The 18,409-nt window shown below is 64.8% G+C and carries 19 protein-coding genes; 1 reads left to right on the top strand and 18 read right to left on the bottom strand.

The features are described 5' to 3' along the window. The 13 genes from ACXJKC_RS20650 to ACXJKC_RS20710 all read right to left on the bottom strand — a co-directional run. Positions 1-245, bottom strand: a 245-nt coding sequence (locus ACXJKC_RS20650) for an ATP-binding cassette domain-containing protein (RefSeq protein WP_456698638.1), incomplete at its 3' end; no start/stop codon positions are given. 14 nt (positions 246-259) lie between these two features. Continuing rightward, complete coding sequence (locus ACXJKC_RS20655) at positions 260-742, bottom strand: hypothetical protein (protein ID WP_456698639.1); 483 nt, start codon at positions 740-742, stop codon at positions 260-262. Then, entirely contained in the window at positions 739-1,227 is a 489-nt protein-coding gene (locus ACXJKC_RS20660) for a hypothetical protein (protein ID WP_456698640.1), read from the bottom strand. Before ACXJKC_RS20660 ends, ACXJKC_RS20655 begins: the two co-directional genes overlap by 4 nt. Beyond that, positions 1,224-2,570: an MCE family protein gene (locus tag ACXJKC_RS20665; RefSeq protein ID WP_456698641.1), complete on the bottom strand. Its 1,347-nt coding sequence runs from the start codon at positions 2,568-2,570 to the stop codon at positions 1,224-1,226. The genes ACXJKC_RS20660 and ACXJKC_RS20665 overlap by 4 nt, the downstream gene beginning before the upstream one ends. Next, a complete protein-coding gene (locus tag ACXJKC_RS20670) occupies positions 2,567-3,781 on the bottom strand; it encodes an MCE family protein (protein WP_456698642.1) in 1,215 nt (404 codons plus the stop codon). The genes ACXJKC_RS20665 and ACXJKC_RS20670 overlap by 4 nt, the downstream gene beginning before the upstream one ends. Further along, positions 3,778-4,920 carry an MCE family protein gene (locus ACXJKC_RS20675; protein ID WP_456698643.1) on the bottom strand — a complete coding sequence of 381 codons (1,143 nt, stop codon included), beginning with the start codon at positions 4,918-4,920 and terminating at the stop codon, positions 3,778-3,780. The genes ACXJKC_RS20670 and ACXJKC_RS20675 overlap by 4 nt, the downstream gene beginning before the upstream one ends. Continuing rightward, complete coding sequence (locus ACXJKC_RS20680; protein WP_456698644.1) at positions 4,917-5,909, bottom strand: MCE family protein; 993 nt, start codon at positions 5,907-5,909, stop codon at positions 4,917-4,919. Before ACXJKC_RS20680 ends, ACXJKC_RS20675 begins: the two co-directional genes overlap by 4 nt. After that, on the bottom strand, positions 5,906-6,928 hold the full coding sequence (locus ACXJKC_RS20685) for an MCE family protein (RefSeq protein ID WP_456698645.1): 1,023 nt from the start codon (positions 6,926-6,928) through the stop codon (positions 5,906-5,908). The genes ACXJKC_RS20680 and ACXJKC_RS20685 overlap by 4 nt, the downstream gene beginning before the upstream one ends. Positions 6,929-6,933: 5 nt before the next feature. Then, entirely contained in the window at positions 6,934-8,097 is a 1,164-nt protein-coding gene (locus ACXJKC_RS20690; RefSeq protein ID WP_456698646.1) for an MCE family protein, read from the bottom strand. Positions 8,098-8,102: 5 nt separating this feature from the next. Continuing rightward, positions 8,103-8,951, bottom strand: coding sequence for an MlaE family ABC transporter permease (locus ACXJKC_RS20695; protein ID WP_456698647.1), 849 nt, complete (start codon positions 8,949-8,951; stop codon positions 8,103-8,105). Then, positions 8,951-9,787 (bottom strand): MlaE family ABC transporter permease, encoded by an 837-nt coding sequence (locus ACXJKC_RS20700; RefSeq protein ID WP_456698648.1) that lies wholly within the window; start codon positions 9,785-9,787, stop codon positions 8,951-8,953. The genes ACXJKC_RS20695 and ACXJKC_RS20700 overlap by 1 nt, the downstream gene beginning before the upstream one ends. 166 nt (positions 9,788-9,953) lie before the next feature. After that, positions 9,954-10,520, bottom strand: coding sequence for a TetR/AcrR family transcriptional regulator (locus ACXJKC_RS20705; protein WP_456698649.1), 567 nt, complete (start codon positions 10,518-10,520; stop codon positions 9,954-9,956). A gap of 307 nt (positions 10,521-10,827) precedes the next feature. Next, positions 10,828-13,170, bottom strand: coding sequence for a transketolase-like TK C-terminal-containing protein (locus ACXJKC_RS20710; protein WP_456698650.1), 2,343 nt, complete (start codon positions 13,168-13,170; stop codon positions 10,828-10,830). A 274-nt stretch (positions 13,171-13,444) separates the two neighbouring features. On the opposite strand from ACXJKC_RS20710, the gene ACXJKC_RS20715 reads away from it, so the two are divergent. Continuing rightward, on the top strand, positions 13,445-13,891 hold the full coding sequence (locus tag ACXJKC_RS20715) for an Lrp/AsnC family transcriptional regulator (RefSeq protein WP_456698651.1): 447 nt from the start codon (positions 13,445-13,447) through the stop codon (positions 13,889-13,891). Positions 13,892-13,897: 6 nt separating this feature from the next. Here ACXJKC_RS20715 and ACXJKC_RS20720 read toward each other — a convergent pair whose 3' ends face one another. The 5 genes from ACXJKC_RS20720 to ACXJKC_RS20740 are packed head-to-tail and all read right to left on the bottom strand — an operon-like array spanning position 13,898 to position 18,273. Next, positions 13,898-14,413 carry a carboxymuconolactone decarboxylase family protein gene (locus ACXJKC_RS20720; RefSeq protein WP_456698652.1) on the bottom strand — a complete coding sequence of 172 codons (516 nt, stop codon included), beginning with the start codon at positions 14,411-14,413 and terminating at the stop codon, positions 13,898-13,900. After that, positions 14,413-16,710: a heavy metal translocating P-type ATPase gene (locus ACXJKC_RS20725; protein ID WP_456698653.1), complete on the bottom strand. Its 2,298-nt coding sequence runs from the start codon at positions 16,708-16,710 to the stop codon at positions 14,413-14,415. Before ACXJKC_RS20725 ends, ACXJKC_RS20720 begins: the two co-directional genes overlap by 1 nt. Before the next feature lie 34 nt (positions 16,711-16,744). After that, positions 16,745-17,692 carry a hypothetical protein gene (locus ACXJKC_RS20730; RefSeq protein WP_456698654.1) on the bottom strand — a complete coding sequence of 316 codons (948 nt, stop codon included), beginning with the start codon at positions 17,690-17,692 and terminating at the stop codon, positions 16,745-16,747. Beyond that, a complete protein-coding gene (locus ACXJKC_RS20735) occupies positions 17,689-17,895 on the bottom strand; it encodes a heavy-metal-associated domain-containing protein (protein WP_456698655.1) in 207 nt (68 codons plus the stop codon). Before ACXJKC_RS20735 ends, ACXJKC_RS20730 begins: the two co-directional genes overlap by 4 nt. Before the next feature lie 48 nt (positions 17,896-17,943). After that, complete coding sequence (locus ACXJKC_RS20740) at positions 17,944-18,273, bottom strand: metal-sensitive transcriptional regulator (protein ID WP_456698656.1); 330 nt, start codon at positions 18,271-18,273, stop codon at positions 17,944-17,946. Positions 18,274-18,409 lie beyond the last annotated feature (136 nt).

Consider the following 18,409-nt stretch of genomic DNA (forward strand, 5'->3'; position numbering starts at 1 on the left):
AGTTTGCGGATCTCGTAAAGCTCTTTCTCCTTGCAGTTCGCGATATCAACACCCTCGATGAAGACATGGCCCTCATTGGGCTTCAGCAACCCGATCAACGTCTTCAAGAACACCGACTTACCCGTGCCCGACGGACCCAACATCACCGAAATCTCACCAGCCGGAAGCGTCAGCGACACGTCCTTCCAGATCAACGAACTACCGAACTTCTTCGTCAACCCCTCAACCCTGACTTCAACACCCACGAGTTCTCCTCATCTCAGACCGGCTCGAGGCCGGCTACGAACCAGCCCGCGTCAGTGCGGTTCATGGTGACTTCGACCCGGCTGCCGGTCAGGACCGGTGTCGCATCCTTGCCGGAGGTTGTCGCCTGGGTCAGGAACATCAGCAGGACGACCGAACGATCAGTCCGACTCACGACCGATGCCGCCGCTACTGACGCCTCGGTGCTGACCTTGTTCTTACGCGCTCTGGGAGCCACGACATCGCGCAGCAGCACCGAGAACTCGCGCCCGAACGCGCCGGTCGTGTTGGCATCGGCCACGATCAGGTCCTGCTCCAACGAGGCGTGGTCGTAGGTCAGCATGGCCGGCACCCTCGCTTCGGCGCTGGCAAGCGCTGCCACGGCGGCCTCATCGTCGCCGCCGGCCCGATGTGCCGTGACGGCCAGCACGATATCGGCGACGAGGAACAAAGCCAGCACGACGGCGCCCGCGATCCAAGGCTTGATCCGCCGGTTCATGCCACGAACTCCAGTCCTGACACGAGCCACTGTCCCTTGCTCTTCGCGAGCTCGATCCGCATGCGGTACTGCCGTGGTTCGGCCTGCTTCATCTTGACGTTCTTGACCTGACTCGTCGCGGCGACCAGTACCTCGGCTCGACTGTCGGTCAGCGACACGACACCGGCCGACGCCACGGTGCCGGTAGAGGAAACCTTCGACTCCTTCAATGCGGAGCGAAAGGCCTGGGCCTGGTCACGCAGCTCGGTGCGGAAACCCGCCGTGGCACGCGCCGCCAGGGCGTCGATCTCCTGCGCCGACGTCTTGGCGCTGACTGTCGTCAGACCCAAGACCTGAGCGCTGGCCACGTCGACGACCTCGCGGCGATCAGCGGCCATACTGCCCGCATCACGCAAGGCGACGACGCGATCGACGGCGAACACCGCGGCCACGACCAGTCCGACTCCGATCAGCACGAGCCTCACCCGCGGTGAAGAGAACTTCATCTGCTGCCTCCTCCAGACGCCGCGACCTGATCGGTCCACAACCGTTTCCAACCGTCCGACTCGCCTTGGGGTACCAGGTCGTTGACCGCTGGGGAACCGCTGCCGGACTTCGCGCCCCGTCCGCCATGCGTGCGTGACACCTCGGCCGCGGCGGCCTGCAGCCCTTCGCCGTCCCGGCCCGGGAACGCCAACCCACAGCCGATCGGCGTCGCAGAACGCCGGCCAGGATCGTTGACGCACGGCAGGTTGCGGAGCCCGCGCACGCCTTCCTTGGCACCTGCCGGCATCTCGCAATGCGCGGCACCGTTGAATTCACGGTCCTCCGTCGCGGCGGGACTCCTGCGTTCCGACGGCGGGATGTAGCCCTTGATGCACGATGGCGGGTCGTTGACCGTGACTTTGAGATCGAGACGGACGTCTCCGGAAGCTTCCCGTCCGAGCAGGGTGCTTTGGAGCCGGGAAACCAGCGCGGGATAGATCACCAGCGTCTGTTCGACATTCGGCAGATAGGTGTTGACGACCTGCGAACTGGTGGTCAGATCGGCCAGCAGCAGCGGAAGCGTCGGACTGACGTCGTCGACGAGTTTCTGGATCGTACCGATCGACCGGCCGCTCGTCTTCAGCAGCGAGCGCAGCTGCGGATCCTTGTCCGACAGCTCGCCGGTCAGACTCTCGAGCGCGTCGGCGTATCCCAAGGTGCTCTGCGCGAGGTCGTTCTGGGTGTCCAGCAACGGATCCAGGGCCCCGACGAGCCCCTCGGTCTCCTTCAGATTCCGGCTGGCCTCGGCCACCAGCAAGGTCGTGTCGTCGATAACGCCCCCGAGATCGTCCGCGGCGCCGCCGAGTCCGGTCTCCACATGTCCCAGCAGATCTGACGTCGCCTCGGTCGGCACGGAGCCGAGCAGTCCGTCCAGGCTCTCGAGCACCGGCCCGATCTGCGGCATCTCCCGTGTCGCGGCGCGTGCGATGACGGCGTCCGCGGCCAATGGAGGTGCCGACCTCGACGTGGGCACGAGATCGACGTACTGCTCACCGATCGCCGATGTGCTGTGCAGCTCGGCGAGCGCATCAGCAGGGATGTCGACGCCCTTCGTGATGCGCAAGTGCACCTTCGCCCCGTCACCGACCAGCTCGATCTTGTCGACCTCACCGACGTCGACGCCTCGATACGTCACGATCGCACCCGGGTACAGGCCGCTGACGTCCTTGAAGTCGGCCGCGATCTCGTAGCCGCCGAAGCCGACCAGACGCGGCACATCGGCATAGCGGATCGACGTGAAGGTCAACGACACGACCGTGATCACGGCGAAGATCGCCAGCTGGATCCTCACGAGGCGCGTCATCGGCACAACCCCAGCAGCCCGAGCAGTCCGCAGGAAGAGCCCGGTTCGACTCCCTCGGACGTTCCCGGCGAGACACTCGCCGCAGGCGGGGCAGGTGTCGCGCCTGCGCCACCGGCCGGTGCACCCGAGCTGGGCTTGGGAGCGCCGGGCTTGGCCGGACCAACTGATGGCCCAGGTGCCAGCAATGAGCCGAGCGGGTCCAGTAGACCCGGTCCTTCCAAGCCGAGTTTGAGGAAGCTGTTCGCGAGGGCCTCCGGTGACAGATCGATCGTCGCGAACAGATTCGCGTAGTCGCCCTTGACCGCATCGCCGGTCGTCATGATCGGGAAGGGAATCGAGAGTCCGAGCTTGAGGGCATCGGGAACCTGGTCGGCGACCCCGTCCAATGCCCCGAGGATCGGTCTCAGCGCACCGAGATTGGCCAGCAGTGCTCGCTGATTGGCAGCCACGAGGGCACTTGCCGTCACACTTGTCTCCCCCAGCGCGGTGGCTGTCGCAACCAATTTGCGTCGTTTGTCGGTGAGCGTGTCGATCCCGGGCGCCAGGGTCTCCAGCGCGGTCGCGACGGTCTTCTTCTGTTCCGCAGCCTTGCCCGAGAGCCGGTTGAGCGCCTCTAGCGTCCCGACGAGTTCTGTCTTGTTGCTGTCGAGGGTTCCGAGCAGGGCATCGAGTCGCTTGATGACGTCACGGGTGTCGGGCACCCGCCCGTCGAGGGTCTCGTTGAGCTCGCCGGTGATGGTCGTGAGCTGCGACAATCCGCCGTTGTTGAGCAGGAGCGACGCCGACGCCAGCACCTGCTCGGTCGCCGGATAGGCACCCGTGTTGGCGACGCCGACCGTCGAGCCGTGCTTGAGCTGTCCCTTGGGCTTGGCCGGTTCATCCACTTGGACGTACTGCGCTCCGAGCAGAGTCTTCTGCCCGATCGAGAACGTGGAGTTCGCGGGCAGCTTGACCGACTTCAGCAGTCGCAAGGTCACCTGCGCCTGCCAATCGACAACCTTGATCTTGGCCACGGTGCCGATCACCACATTCTGCCTCTGGACCGTCGAGTTGGGCACGAGATTCTCGACCCGGTCGAACGTCACGGTCGTGGTGTATCCGTCCGATCCGACGCCCGCCTGGCCCGGCAGGGTGTTGTCATTGGGGTGCAATGAGCAGCCGCCGACCGTCGCCGACACGATCATGAACGCGACCAGCAGTGACCGCTTCATCGATTCGCTCCGGCCTTGGCTGCCTTGGCTGCCTTGGCTGCCTTGGCTGCCTTGTCGGCCGCTGACCCCGGAACCGCGCTCAGACCCAAGAGGTCCAGGAGCGGTCCGATGGCGTCCGCGCACTGACCAGCAGTTCCGCCGGCACCCAGCACCGCGCCGCACACGAGCTCGGAGACGCTGTCGAGGTTGCCCAGCGCGACCCGCCCTGTCAGAGCCTGGTCTTCGATCAGGTTGTACAGACCTGTCAGGGAGTGCGGTGCGATGTGCAGCAGTGAGGCCAAGGTGTTGGATTTGTCGGCCAGGGTTCCGGCCAGTTCGTTGACCGATGTCAGGCTCGTGTCGATCGTGGAGCGATTGTCCTCGGTGAATTCAGATACCTGACGCAGCGCGGAATCCAGGCCGGCGATAGTCGCGGTCAACTGGGTCCGATTCGTATCGAGAACCTCCGAGACGCTCGCCAGCGCTGTCGTGAAACCTCGGACGTCTGAGTCATTTCGCACAAGACTCTTGGTGAACGAGTCCAGGCTCGCGACCGTGCCGAACAGGTCTCCGCGACTCGACGAGAGACTGTCGGCGGCGCGCCGCATCGACGTCAGACTCGAACGCAGGTCCTTGGCCGCCGAACCGTCGAGATTCGCGTCGAGCGTCGTGATGACATCGGCCAGCGCACCCCTGCTCGACGTCGGTCCATTGGGCCCCAATGCGGTCGACAGCTCGGTCAGTTCCTTCTTGACCTGATCGAACGAGACGGGAATCGTCGTGTCCTCGACGTCGATGACGCCGCCGTCGGCGAGCTGTGGCCCCTTGACATAGGCCGGTGCGAGTTGGATGAACCTTCCGCTGACCAGGCTCGGCGAGACGATCGCGGCCCGTACCGATTCGGGCACCGGCTCGCCGTCGATCCGCATCTCCACCTTGACCCGATCGGCCTGCGGTTCGATCGACGTCACGGTGCCGACCTTGACGCCCAGGACTCTGACCTGGTCGCCCACGTACAGCCCCGTGGACGAGGTGAAGTACGCCGTGATGCGGGTTCCGCTCGTGGGCCGGAACAGCAGCAGTGCGGCCACCAGCGTCACCACAACGCCGATCACGATATATCTGCTCAAGGAACCAAGGGTCCGCGTCGCCGTGCTCATTTGAGGATTCCTGACAGGACGGGCACCAGTGAGGCCGGCGCCGTGAGATTTTGGATGTAGGCATCGAAGAAGGGGCCTGAAGAGATGGCTTCACCGAAGCCGATCGCGTAGTTGCGAACGCCCACCATGGCCTTTTCCAGGTTGACCTTGTTGTCGTTGAGGACATCGACCACAGTTGTCAGCTCCTCGAGTGCCGGCTTCAAGTGGGTCTTGTTCTCCGCGACCAGCAGCTTCAACTGCCGGGTGAGTTCGGTCGTGCTCGCCAGCAGACTGACGATGACGTCCTGACGGGAGTCGAGTTCCTCCAGCAGACCTCGACCCGATCCGAGGAGCTTGGTGATCTGCGCATCCCGATCGGCGAGCACCCCCGAGACGTCGGCGGCACTGCCCAGAAGGCTTGCCAGTGCCGCGTCGTTGTCGGCGATCGTGTCGGCGACCTGGTCGACGCCCGCGAGCGCCTTGCGTACGTCCTCGGGCGTGTCGGTGAAGGTCTCGGAGACCGTCGTCAGTGCGCCGGCGAGCTTCGCCCCGTCGATATCGCTGATCTCGGTCGTCAGGTCCGACAGAGCGCTGGTGATGTCGTATGGCGAGGAGGTGCGATCCACCGGGATCCGCGCGCCGTCCTTGAGCTGCCCCCGACCGTTGGGGACCAGCTCGACCGCCGCATGGCCCAGCAGCGTCGTGGTGACGATACGGGCATCGGTGGCCGTGCCGACCCGGACCGAACGATCCTTGACCCGCAGATCGACCATGACCTTGCCGCGATCCAGGTCGACCGCGTCGACAGTTCCCACATTCGCGCCAGAGACGATGACTTCGTCGTTGACCTTCAGCCCACCGACTTCTGCGAACTCGGCCCGGACGACATAGCCCTCCTTGACCAGCGGCAGCCGGTTGAACTGGGTCGCGAGCAGCACGACCAGCACGATCACGGCGGTGCCGACGATCCCTGCCAATTGGGGCGGCATGCCCTTGCCTCGGATTCTCATCGCTTGCACCTCGCCTGATCGCTGTTGATCCAGGGCGTCTGCAACGGGCTGGAGCCGTCGCTGAGCTTGACCCGCACGCCGCACAGGAAGAAATTGAAGAAGTTGCCGTACGAGCTGGTCTGTCCGATGGCCTGATAGTGCTCAGGCAGCTTCTTCAGAACCGTCTCCAGCGTGTCTGCCTGACTGTTGAGACCCTTCGCGGCGGCCGCCAGCGACTTCAGGTTGCCGGTGATGTCCGCTCGTGAACGGCTCAACAGCACCGAGGTGTCGTCAGCGAAGTCGGTGATGCGTCCGGCTGCGTCGAGCAACTCGGTGTCCTGTTTCTCCAAGCCCACGACGAGCGAGCTGAGCCCGTCGATGATGGCGCCGAGGTCGTCCTTGCGACCGTCGACGACTCCGAGCACGGTGTCGAGATTCTTGATGACCTGGGTGACGAGCTCTTCGCGCGCACCGATCGTGCCGGTCAGCGATGCGACGGTCGACAGCAGTGACTTCACGGCTCCGCTCTGGCCTTGCAGGACCTGGACAAGTTGATCCGACAGCTGGTTGACCTGCTCGGCGTTGAGTCCGACGAACAGCGGCTTGAAGCCGTTGAGCAAGGTGTCGAGGTCGAGGGCCGCGTCCGTCTGCGATGACGGAATCGTCGCTCCGACGGAAAGCTTGCGGTCATTCGACTCAGCACGATCGAGTTCGAGGAACCGGTCGCCGATCAGATTCCGGTACCGCACGGTCGCGGTTGTCGACCCACCGATCCGCACATTCTCGTCGACATCGAACGTGACGGTGACCGAGGCGTCCTGTTGGACGTCGATCTTGGACACTTTGCCGACGGCAACGCTGGCCACCCGAACCTGATTGCCCACCTTCAATCCCGAGACGTTGGCGAACTGGGCTTTGTACGTCGTCCGCGTTCCGGCATGGATGTCGCCGGTCAGCACGACCAGATATCCGGCCAGAACTGCTGAGACAGCAGCGAAGATCGCCAATTTGACGAGTTCGGATCGTTCTCGTTTGCGCACCGCACTCATCCGAGGTTCACCACCCCGGCCAGCAGGCCGAACAGCGTCGTGGCGAGATCTTCGGGCGCGGTCTTCGGCCCGCCCGCATAGGGATTCGCGCCGGTCACAAACGTTGGCATGGGCGCTGTGGCATCGGCCTTGGTGATCTGCGGCAGTCCATAGCACGCCGGCCCGCGGGTGTCGCCGACCAGCGGCAGATTCTCCGGGGCCGAATAGGCCCGGTCGCCCGGCTGCACTCGCGTCGTCGTCGTGATTCCCGGATTCGTACCTCCGACCGCAGCTTCGGCCTGCTTGTTGGTCTTGGCCAGGCCTGAGATCAGGCAGGGCAGTTCCGGCGAGTATCTGGCCAGCGTGCGGGTGACCGGATCGAGCAGAGCGATCGTCGAGGTGAGATCGGGAGTTATCTCGGTGAGAAGCTGATCCGACGTGCTCGACAGGGTCTGCGCGCGCTCCAGGAGATTGTCGAGATTCGAACGCTGCTCAGCCAGCGTTCGACTCGACACCGTGGTGTTGCGGGCGATCTCCAAGATCGCGGGCAGCGCCCGATCGTAGGTCGACACGACCGATCGGACCTGCTTGAGATCCTGGTCGAGATCGGGCAGCGAATCGTTGAATTCGGTCAGATAGTCGTCGACCTGTTCGACCGTCTCACCGAGCTTGTCGCCGCGGGTGTCGAGCGCGGTCGCCAATGCCGTGATGGCGTTGTTGACCTCGCTCGGACGGGCCGCCTCGAGCACCTCGACAAGGTGGGAGAAGGCTTCGTTGACCTCCACCGTGACGCGATCGGCGGTGATCACATCGCCCGCGGCCAGATGATGCGAAGTGTCATTGCCGAGTGAGGTCAGTTGGACGTACTTGGCGCCGAATGCCGTCGGCGGAACGATCTGGGCCGTCACGTCGGACGGCACATCCTTGACCTTGCCCTTGGCGATCAGAAGATCGAGCCTGGCTCCCTCCGGCGTGGAGACCACATCGGTGACCTTGCCGACCTCGACACCGCGGAACTTGACGACCGCGCCGCGCTCCATCGTCAGGCCGGCACGTTCGGAATTGACTGTGACCGGAACTGTCGAGGCGAATGAGCCGGTGAACATCAAGAACACCAGAACCCCGACCATGCCCAGTAGGGCGATGAACACCACACCGTAGGAGAACTCTTTGCGGAACATGCCGATCACCCCGTGATGTGGACCGACGGTCCACCCCAGAAAGCAAGCCCGAACGCCAGATCCACGAGCATGATGGCGACCAGGGTCGTTCGCACCGCCACGCCGACGGCCCTACCCACACCGGCGGGTCCGCCCGAAGCCCGGTACCCGTGATAGCAGCACACCGACGTGATGACCATGGCCATGATCAGGGTCTTGAGCATCGCCAAGAAGATGTCGCCGGGAATCAAGAACGTCTGGAAGTAGTGGTCGTACGTCCCCGTAGCCTGCCCGTAGCCCACCGTGACGACGAGCTTGGTGGCCAGGAACGTCATGAACACCGCGACGGCGAACAGCGGGATCACGGCCAGCAGGCCCGCGACGATACGCGTGGAGACCAGGTACGTGACCGACGGAACCGCCATGACCTCCAGCGCGTCGATCTCCTCACCGACTCGCATCGCGCCGAGCTGTGCGGTGAAGCCCGCACCGACGGTCGACGTCAACGCGATACCCGCGATGATCGGGGCGACTTCGCGGGTGTTGAAGTATGCGGAGAAGAATCCCGAGAGCGACGAGACGCCGATCTTGCCGAATGTCGTGTAGGCCTGCAATCCGACTTCGATTCCGGCGGCGGCGGTCAGGAATCCGACCACCAGAACTGTTCCGCCGATCAGCGCCAGCGCGCCAGACCCGAGGCTGACCTCGGCCAGCAGCCGGACGACTTCTTTGCGGTAGTCGACCATCGCCTTGGGGATGCGGCGATAGGCCGAGGCATGGAATGCCAGCTGCTCGCCCATTGTCGCCACCTGCTTGGCAGGTGCTGCCACGAAGCGGAGCACCGAGGTGCCGCTACCCGACTTGTCGCCACTCATCAGTTGGCACCCTTCAGATTGAGGAAGATCGTGGTGATGACGCTGTTGGCGGCGAACAGGAGCATGAAGGAGAACACGACGGTCTGATTGACCGCCTCCCCCACGCCCTTGGGTCCGCCTTTGGCATTGAGGCCCAGGTAGCAGGCCGTCAGACCCGCCAGAAGACCGAACACCGCAGCTTTGATCTCCGCGGAGATGAAGTCGGCAACGCCGACCACCAGCGTCATATCAGAGATGAACAGGCCGGGGGTGGCGCCTTGCAGCACGACCGAGAAGAAGTAGCCGCCGAGCAGCCCGACTGTCGACACGAGTCCGTTGAGGGCGATCGCGATGACCATCGACGCGACGACTCTCGGCACGACCAGACGCTCGATGGGGTTGATCCCCAACGTGACCATCGCGTCGATCTCTTCGCGGATCTTGCGCGATCCGAGATCGGCGCACACCGCGGTCGCTCCGGCACCGGCGACGACCAGGACGCTCACGATCGGCCCGATCTCACGCACCACCGCCACCGCCGCAGCAGCTCCCGACAAGTCGACGGCGCCGATCTGGATCAGCAGCTGGTTGACCTGGAAGATGATCACGACGCAGAACGGGATCGACATCATGACCGCCGGAGCGATCGACACCGTCGCGATGAACCAGGCCTGCGACACGAACTCGCGGAAGCGGAAACGCGTCGTGAGCATCGTGCGCAGCACCGTGAGGCAGAACAGGTAGAACTCACCCACTGCTGCCGTGCCCACCATCAGCGGATTGGCTTTGGCGGCCCGCTTGGCGATCTTGGCGGTCTCGGTGTTGAGCCCAGCCGGAAGCTGCGTCGAGGCGGTCATGACGACGGCCCAGACGTGTTGAAGTCATGTGCGCGCAGCACAACGTCCCCTCGCTCCGAGGCCTAATTGGGAGTGTGGCCTCGGTCACTGATCGCTGTAACTGTAATTACAGTTATAGCGCGAGTCAACCCCGAACCGCAGTCCGTCCTCAGGGACGGCCTGGCAGCTACAGCCCGGCGGTCCGTCGCTCGTCCGCCGTGCGCTGGACGCGCTGCTGGATCTCGCGAAGCACGAACTCCAGCGCGATCTCATTGCGGGAACTGTGGGCCTCGTACCCGATCACGGCATAGATCGCCGCATGCGCGAGCACCTCGGCCTCGGCCACATCGCCGACCAGTTGCGCGAGCGCTTCGGTGACCAGGGCCAGTGCCTCGTCGTCGACCCGCCGCTGGACATCGGCGACGTGCGGGCTGATCCCGGCCCACACCCGGATCGATGCCTCCGCAGAGTGCTGCAGGCTCAGGCCCACCTGCAGGAGATTCTCCACCCGTTCCGAGGGATCATCGGATGACCGTGCCGCGTCGGCCAAGCGCCCGGTGCGCTCCCGGTACCAGTTCTCGAGCAGTTGATCGGTGAATTCACTCCAGCTGGCAAACGAGAAATAGAACGATCCCGTCGACAGGTCGAGGTGCTGGCAGACCGCCTTGAGCTTCAGCGCACCGACGCCGTCTTGGGCCAGGATCTCCATCGCGGCATCGTAGAACCGCTGCTCAGCGTTGCTGGGGCGACGCACAACTGACCTCCGAATCCCGATGGCACTGACGAACCGATGCGCCCGCACTCTACGGCAGATGTCCCAGTTGCGCGCCGATACGTGGGTCAGACGCCGAATCCGTCGATCAGCTTGCGCCTCATGATCTTGCCCGTCGAGGTCAGCGGTAGCGCGTCGCCGGAGCGGCCGACCCCACCGACGTCCCGCAGATCCACGCTATCAGCGCGAACCTGGCCCAGGTGCGCAGCGAGGACGTCTTCGATGCCGCGCTCAACCTGATGCTCGATGCGATCGAGGTGCGAGGCACGATCGCGAACAATTCCTAGGTTCAGCGACCGAGGAGTGTCAGCGCGGCGGCGACGATCGAACCGGTGTCGATACCGTGCAGCGCGTAGGCATCGGCCAGGTCACTGGACTGACCGAAGTCACTGACGCCCAGGCACCGGATCCCGTCTCCGCGGGCGCCGGCCAAGAACGACAACGTGTGGGGATGGCCGTCCATGACCGTCACGAGTGGTGCTGCGGACGCATCTGGGAACAGCACGCTGATGATGTCGTCACCGCGTGCGGCCCCGACCGTCCCGCGCTGATTGAACGAGCGGAACACCAGATCAGGGCTCGTCAAGCAGACCACTCCGGCCGTGACACCCAACTCGTCCAGCGCCTCGGCCGCAGCGATGACCTCGGGCATCATCGCGCCGACGCCCACCAAAGTGACCTGCTCGGTGGCCGGATCGTGCTGTGTCAGGCGGTAACCGCCGGCTATAGCCTGCTGGCGCCGACGTTCCAGCAGCAGCTCGTCGTCGGGCAGTGCGGCAAGTCCCTGATCTATCGGTCGGGTCGAAAGCCGGAAGTACGACGACGTACCCCCCTCGATGCCGACCTTGCTCATCGCGGAGAGCATGCACCACTCCAGATCCTGGGCGAACGCGGGCTCCCAGGCGATGCACTGAGGCTGTTCGAGTCCGATCGACGGAGTCGTGATCGACTGGTGCGCACCACCTTCGGGAGCCAATGTCACACCGGACGGCGTTCCGATGATGATCGACTGACCACCCGAGTAGATCCCGTACGACCACGGCTCCAGCGCTCTGGGGATGAACGGGTCGTACAGCGTGGCGATCGGGATGAGTCGTTCTCCCCACCGCGACCAGGTGGCTCCCAGCTCACCCAGCAGGCAAACGAGGTTGACCTCGGCGATACCGAGCTCGATGTGCTGGCCGTTGGTGACCTCGGACCACTTGAGGACCCGCTCGGCATCGTCGGCGAACCAGTCGAGCCGGTCCTCGACGGACCAGACACCCGTCTTGTTGATCCATCCCCCGAGGTTGGTCGAGGATGCGACATCGGGACTGCAAGTCACGATTCGGCCGGCGATCTCGGGAGCAGCTCGCTTCAGATCCACGAGCAACCGACCGAGCGAAGCCTGGGTCGAAATCGGCGCCTTGTGCGAGCGTGCCAGTCGCACCGGGACGTTTCCGGTCGGCTGGGGCACGATCGGCGGGCGCGCCATGATCTCGCTGCGCGCCTCGCACAGTCCCGCAGCGGCCGATCCGACCGGGAACGTGGCCCACGGATCGTCGGGATCTGTGCCGCAGCCGCGGGCCAGCTCCAGCATCTGGTCGCCCGTCAAGAGCGCCGAATGATTGTTGGGATGCCCCTCCGTCGGCAGCCCCCGACCCTTGACGGTGTACGCGAAGATCACCGTGGGACGCGTCCGGTCGATGGCCCGGTAGGTGTCGAGCAGCAGTCCGATGTCATGCCCACCGAGATCCCGCACGGCATGCGCGAGCTCAGCCACCGTCAGAGACGCCAGCAGCGCGCGCAGCTCGGCGGTCCCGCGATCGCCGACGATACGATCGGCAATCTCCGTAGGATCCACACGCAGCAGCCGCTGGTACTCCTCATTCGGCATGTCCTCGAGGCGCTTGCGGAGCTCATCGCCGCCGGGTCGACCGAAGAGTTCCGCGATCGCGCGACCCCACTTGAGCGTGACGACCTGCCAACCGGCCGCCTCGAACATCCCCATCAAGCGATGTATCTGGACATCGGGCACGACCCGGTCCAGCGACTGCCTGTTGAGGTCGACGATCCACAACAGCTCACCGAGTTTGGCGACCGACGGATCGGCCACGGCCTCCCAGATCGCACCCTCGTCGAGTTCCGCGTCACCCAGCAGGCTCACGAAGCGGCCCGCGGCCGGTGCCGTGGCGAAATGCGAGCTGACGTACCTGTGCGATATCGCGGCCCACAGAGCAGCCGTCGCACCGATGCCTACCGATCCGGTCGAGAAGTCCACGGTGTCGGGATCTTTGAGCCGGCTCGGATACGACTGCAGTCCACCCTTGGAGCGCAACGTCGTCAGATACTTCTCGTCCAGATCGCCCAACAAGTAGTTGACCGCATGGAGAACGGGTGAGGCGTGCGGTTTGACCGAGACCCGGTCGAGCGATGTCAGCTCGGAGAACCACAGCGACACCATGATGTCGACCATCGACGCGCTCGACGCCTGATGACCACCGACCTTGACCCCCGACTCATTGGGCCGCCCCCGGTTGGCGGCATCGACGATCGATGCCGAGATCCACCGCACCCGTTCGGCGATGGTCCGGAGCACGTCGAGATCCTGAGCGGAGCCGGACGCGTGAATGGACGGGAGGGACTGGGTCATGATGATCCTTGAGGGCCGGCGTACACGGGGACGACGCACCACGCGGCCGATTCGGCAGTGGCGTGTGCATCGACACAACGAAGGACGGCCCGGATCAGGGCATTGCCTCTACTGGCGGGGATCACCCGCTCCGCACCCTGTCACGCGGGACTGCCCAGCGATATATCCATGCGGGATACGTGCGTCTTTGGACGGTTACCGGCAACAAAGCCCCCGATTTGCGACATAATCATGCTTAATAGAGCAAAGTTTGTTACATAGCGATGGGGGCGACGTGGATGCGGTAGACAGCAAGATCCTGACGATCCTCGAGACGAATGCACGGACCCCCGTCAGTGACATCGCACGACAGGTCAACTTGTCGGCGGCCCCGGTCGCCCGAAGGATCGACCGACTCGAACGCGACGGGATCATCCAGGGATACGTCGCCGTCGTCGACCGGCGACGAGCGGGCCAGCTCGAAGCATTCACCGAGATCAGATTGACCGGCGCAACCGACACCGCCGAGCTCAGCGATATCGTCCGCGACGTCCCGGAGGTACAGGGCTTCTACACCATCGCCGGCGATCCCGACGCCGTGGTCAGGATCCTGGTCACCGACGTCGACCATCTGCAACGCGTCGTCAACGCAATGCGACGTTCGGGCAAGATCACCGGGACCAAGACCCTGATCGTCATGAACTCCTGGGACCGCCGTGGTCCGGCTCTCAACGCGCAGTGACCGAGTTCAGGCTGGTTGCAGACCCGCGACCAGATTGAACGCCCCGGTCAGGACGTTGAGCGCCACCACGCCGACCACATCGGCGATGGCGCGATCGCTGTAGCCCAATCCCCGCAGTTCGTCGATCTGTTCGGCGCTGATCGCCGTCGGCTCGACGTAGACCTGCAGTCCGTAAGCCACCATGGGGGCGATGACCGGATCGCCCGACGTCCCCCGCCGCGCCAGGTCTATCTCGACATCGTCGAGGCCGAGGGCCCGGGCGGCGGAGACGTGGGAGTCGAGGCACGTCCGGCAGCCTTGTTCGACCTGGACCGCGATCGAGATCCGCTCGCTGATCGCGCGGTCCAGCTTGGCCCGCTTCATGGACTTGCTGAGCGCCAAGTACCCGCCCAGCACTGCCGGGGAGTTGGCCATGGCCCGAACCATGTCCCCCACCTGCCCGTGACGCTCGACCAACTCTCCGAGCAGGTCACGGGCAGCACCGACAGCAGTCTGCGGAGTCAACAGCGCGAACCGATTCATCAGGCGTCGCGATCCGACGTCAGCGGCTTGAAACCGCGCAGCCGCAAGCTGTTGCTGACCACGAAAACCGACGAGAAGGCCATTGCTGCTCCGGCCAACATCGGATTGAGCAGACCTGCGGCCGCAAGCGGCAGGGCGGCAACGTTGTAGGCGAAGGCCCAGAACAGATTGCCCTTGATCGTGCCCAATGTGCGCCGCGACAGCCGGATCGCGTCGGCCGCGACACGCAGGTCGCCACGCACGAGCGTCAGATCGCTGGCTTCGATCGCGACGTCGGTTCCGGTTCCCATCGCCAGGCCGAGATCGGCCTGGGCCAGTGCGGCCGCATCGTTGACGCCGTCGCCGACCATCGCCACGACGCGCCCTTCGGACTGCAGACGCTTGACGACGTCGACCTTGTCGGACGGCAGCACGTCGGCGATCACGTCATCCGGCGCGATGCCCACCTGGGCGGCCACCGTGCGGGCGACGATCGCATTGTCACCGGTCAGCAGGATCGGGCGCAGACCCAGATTGCGGAACTGGGCAATCGCCTCCTCAGAAGTCGGCTTGACCGCATCGGCCACGACGACCACGCCGCGAGCAGCGCCGTCCCAGCCGACCGCCACTGCGGTCCCACCCTTGCCCTGCGCCGAGGTCATCGCCTCTTCCAGCTCAGGAGGCAGGTGCTGGGACCAATCGGCGAGCAACTGCGGCCGTCCGACCAGGACAGCGTGCGTGTCGTCGACGTCGTTGATCATGCCCTGCACGCCGAGACCTTCGACGTTGGCGAAATCCTCGACCGTGGGAAGAGTGCCGACCCGCTCACGCGCACCGTTCGCAATCGCCTGGGCGATGGGGTGCTCGGAAGCGTCCTCCAAGGCGCCTGCCAGCCGGAGCACCTGATCGGCGTCCTCACCGGGAGCGACGAATACGTCTATCAGAGTCATCTGACCCGTCGTGACGGTTCCGGTCTTGTCGAGGACGATCGTGTCGACCTTGCGGGTGGATTCAAGCACCTCGGGGCCCTTGATCAGAATGCCCAACTGGGCGCCGCGGCCGGTGCCGACCATCAAAGCAGTCGGCGTGGCCAGACCCAGCGCGCACGGGCAAGCGATGATCAGCACGGCCACAGCCGCGGTGAAAGCTGTAGCGAGGCTGGCACCGCTGCCGATCCAGAAGCCGAGAGTGCCGATTGCCAGAGCGATCACGATCGGGACGAAGATTCCCGATACTCGATCGGCCAGTCGCTGTACCTGCGCCTTGCCGTTCTGGGCATCCTCGACCAGCCGAGCCATCTGGGCGAGCTGGGTGTCGCCGCCGACCCGAGTGGCGCGGATGACCAGACGTCCGCCGGCGTTGACCGTGGCGCCGACGACCGCATCGCCTGGACTGACTTCGACCGGCACCGACTCACCTGTGAGCATCGAGGCATCTACCGCGGAAGAGCCCTCCTCGATGATTCCGTCGGTCGCGATCTTCTCACCGGGACGGACGATGAACTTCATGTCCACCGTCAGCTGCTCAGTGGGAATGCGCTCCTCGAACGGACCGTCAGGACCGTCGCGAAGAACGGCGACCTCTTTGGCGCCCAGCTCCAGAAGCGCCCGCAAGGCAGCACCGGCGCGGCGCTTGGAGCGCGCTTCGAAGTAGCGACCGGCGAGGATGAAGGTCGTCACGCCCGCAGCGGCTTCGAGGTAGATATTTCCGGCGCCGTCAGTGCGCTCGACGCTCAGCTCGAACGGGTGCGTCATACCCGGCGTGCCCGCCGTGCCCCAGAAGAGCGCGTAGATCGACCAGCCCAGTGCGGCGATCGTTCCGACGGAGATCAGGGTGTCCATCGTGGACGTGCCGTGGCGCAGGTTGACCCACGCCGCCCGGTGGAACGGCCAGGCGCCCCAGACGACAACCGGTGCCGCGAGGGTCAGTGAAAGCCACTGCCAGAACTCGAACTGCAGCGCAGGGATCATCGCCATCGCGATGACCGGCACCGAGAGGAGGGCCGAGACCAGGAGCCGTTGGCGCAGCGATCGCGTGGGATCGTCGCCGTCAGGGTCTTCTTCCGCGACGTCCTCGCCCTTCGGCTGAGGCAACGCCGCACCGTAACCGGCCGACTCCACCGTCGCCACCAGGTCTGCGGGCAGCACTCCTTCCGCGAAGGTCACCTTGGCCTTCTCGGTCGAATAGTTGACCGTCGCGGTGACGCCGTCGAGCTTGTTGAGCTTGCGCTCGATGCGGTTGGCGCACGACGCGCAGGTCATACCGCTGATCTTGAGTTCGATGGCGTCGGTGACGGCGGGAGTGCTGGTGGTGCTCATCTGTTCCTCCTTCGAGGGTGTGACTGGGAGGGTGTTAGTGGGCGGTGTGGCCGTCGTCGGACTCACCGCTGTCCTGCGGCGGCGCCGCAGCAGCGGTTCCGGACGTACTCACCGCGAAGGCCGCGGTCCGCACGACTCCCTGGTGCTTGAAGTCCAGGTAGAGGTGGTACGTCCCGGAGCTCGGAACCGCGGCATAGAACACCACATCGGGTCCCGGCTTCGTCTTGCCGTCGCCGGGCGCGCCGTCTGGATGGACGTGGAGATAGGCCAGGTCTCCTGCGCGGAGGGCGACCAGGTGACCGTAGGCACCGAGGTAGGGCTCGAGATCGGTGATCGGCTTGCCGTCACGTTCGACCGCGAGCGTCAGCTTCGCGTCGGCGCCGGCCGACAGATCGCCGTCGAGCCGGACGGTGTAACCGTCGACTTCGGCAGTTCGGGTCTGAGCAGACGGTTCGGCGGGTTCGTACGATCCCGCGACCGCCAGATCGGCGCCCAAAGTGAGTGCTTCGGCTCCTGTCGTCTTGAAGTCGGCGAACAGACGCCATTGGCCGGCGGTCAGATCCAGCTTGGTGGTCCATGTGCCGTCAGGGGCCAGTTCGGGGTGGACGTGCTGGAAGCCGGAGAAATCGCGCCGCACCGCGATCAGGTGCAGCTTCTTCTCGTGCTCGACGTCGTACGCCGTGACCGCCTTGCCGTCTGGGCCGGCGATCGTGAACTTCACCGTCGCGTCGTCAGCTGGAGCCATCTCGGCCTGCGCGAGGCCCAGGGTGTACCCGCCCTGGGACACCATCAGGCCCCCTGGAACGTCCGCGGCCGGCGCCGCTGTCGGCTTCTCGGCGTCGGTCTTGTTGTCGGCGTGTGCACCGTGACCGGCCGGCTTCGGATCGGCATCGGGCCCGAAGGCACTACCTGCACCGACTGTCAGACCGAACACCGCTGCCAATCCTGCAGCGAAGCCGCCGACCTTGGTTGCGGTATTCATGCGAGTTGATACCCGGCCTCTTCGACCGCCGTCTTTACCGCGGTGTCATCGATCGGGGCCGCACTGGTGATCGTCACGGCACCGGTCTCGAGAACCACGTCGACCGATTCGACTCCAGGAATCTCCTGGACCTCCTCGGTGACCGAGGAGACGCAGTGGCCGCACGTCATACCGGTGACTGTGTAGGTGCTGGTCTGGCTCATGGTTCTCATTCCTTTTCGTATATCTGCTGATGTGCAGGGTCTGTGTCGTCAGGACCGGACGAGACGGGCGATCGCGTCGGAGGCTTCTTTGAGTTTGATCTCGGCTTCGTGCGGGTTCTCGCGAGCGGCGTTGACGACGCAATGGGCCATGTGCTCGTCGAGAAGACCCAATGCGACCGACTGGAGCGCCTTGGTCATCGCCGACACCTGGGTGAGGATGTCGATGCAGTACTGCTCTTCTTCGACCATCCGCTGGAGTCCGCGGGCCTGACCTTCGATGCGACGCAGCCGCTTGAGGTAGTCACCCTTGGTGTTGTTGGCGATATAGCTGTGCTGGTGTTCCGGCTGCTGGTCGACGGGGGGCTGGGTCTCGGTCATCGCGATGCCTTTCAGGCTCTCAATTGGACAATCAACCTTCATGGTACCCCCCGCCGGTATTGAGCTTCTTGTTCTTGTCGATCACCATACTATACCCCCCCATGGTATTCAAACCCGGGGACGGTTGATCTTCGAT

Source organism: Aeromicrobium sp. P5_D10 (assembly GCF_054049535.1).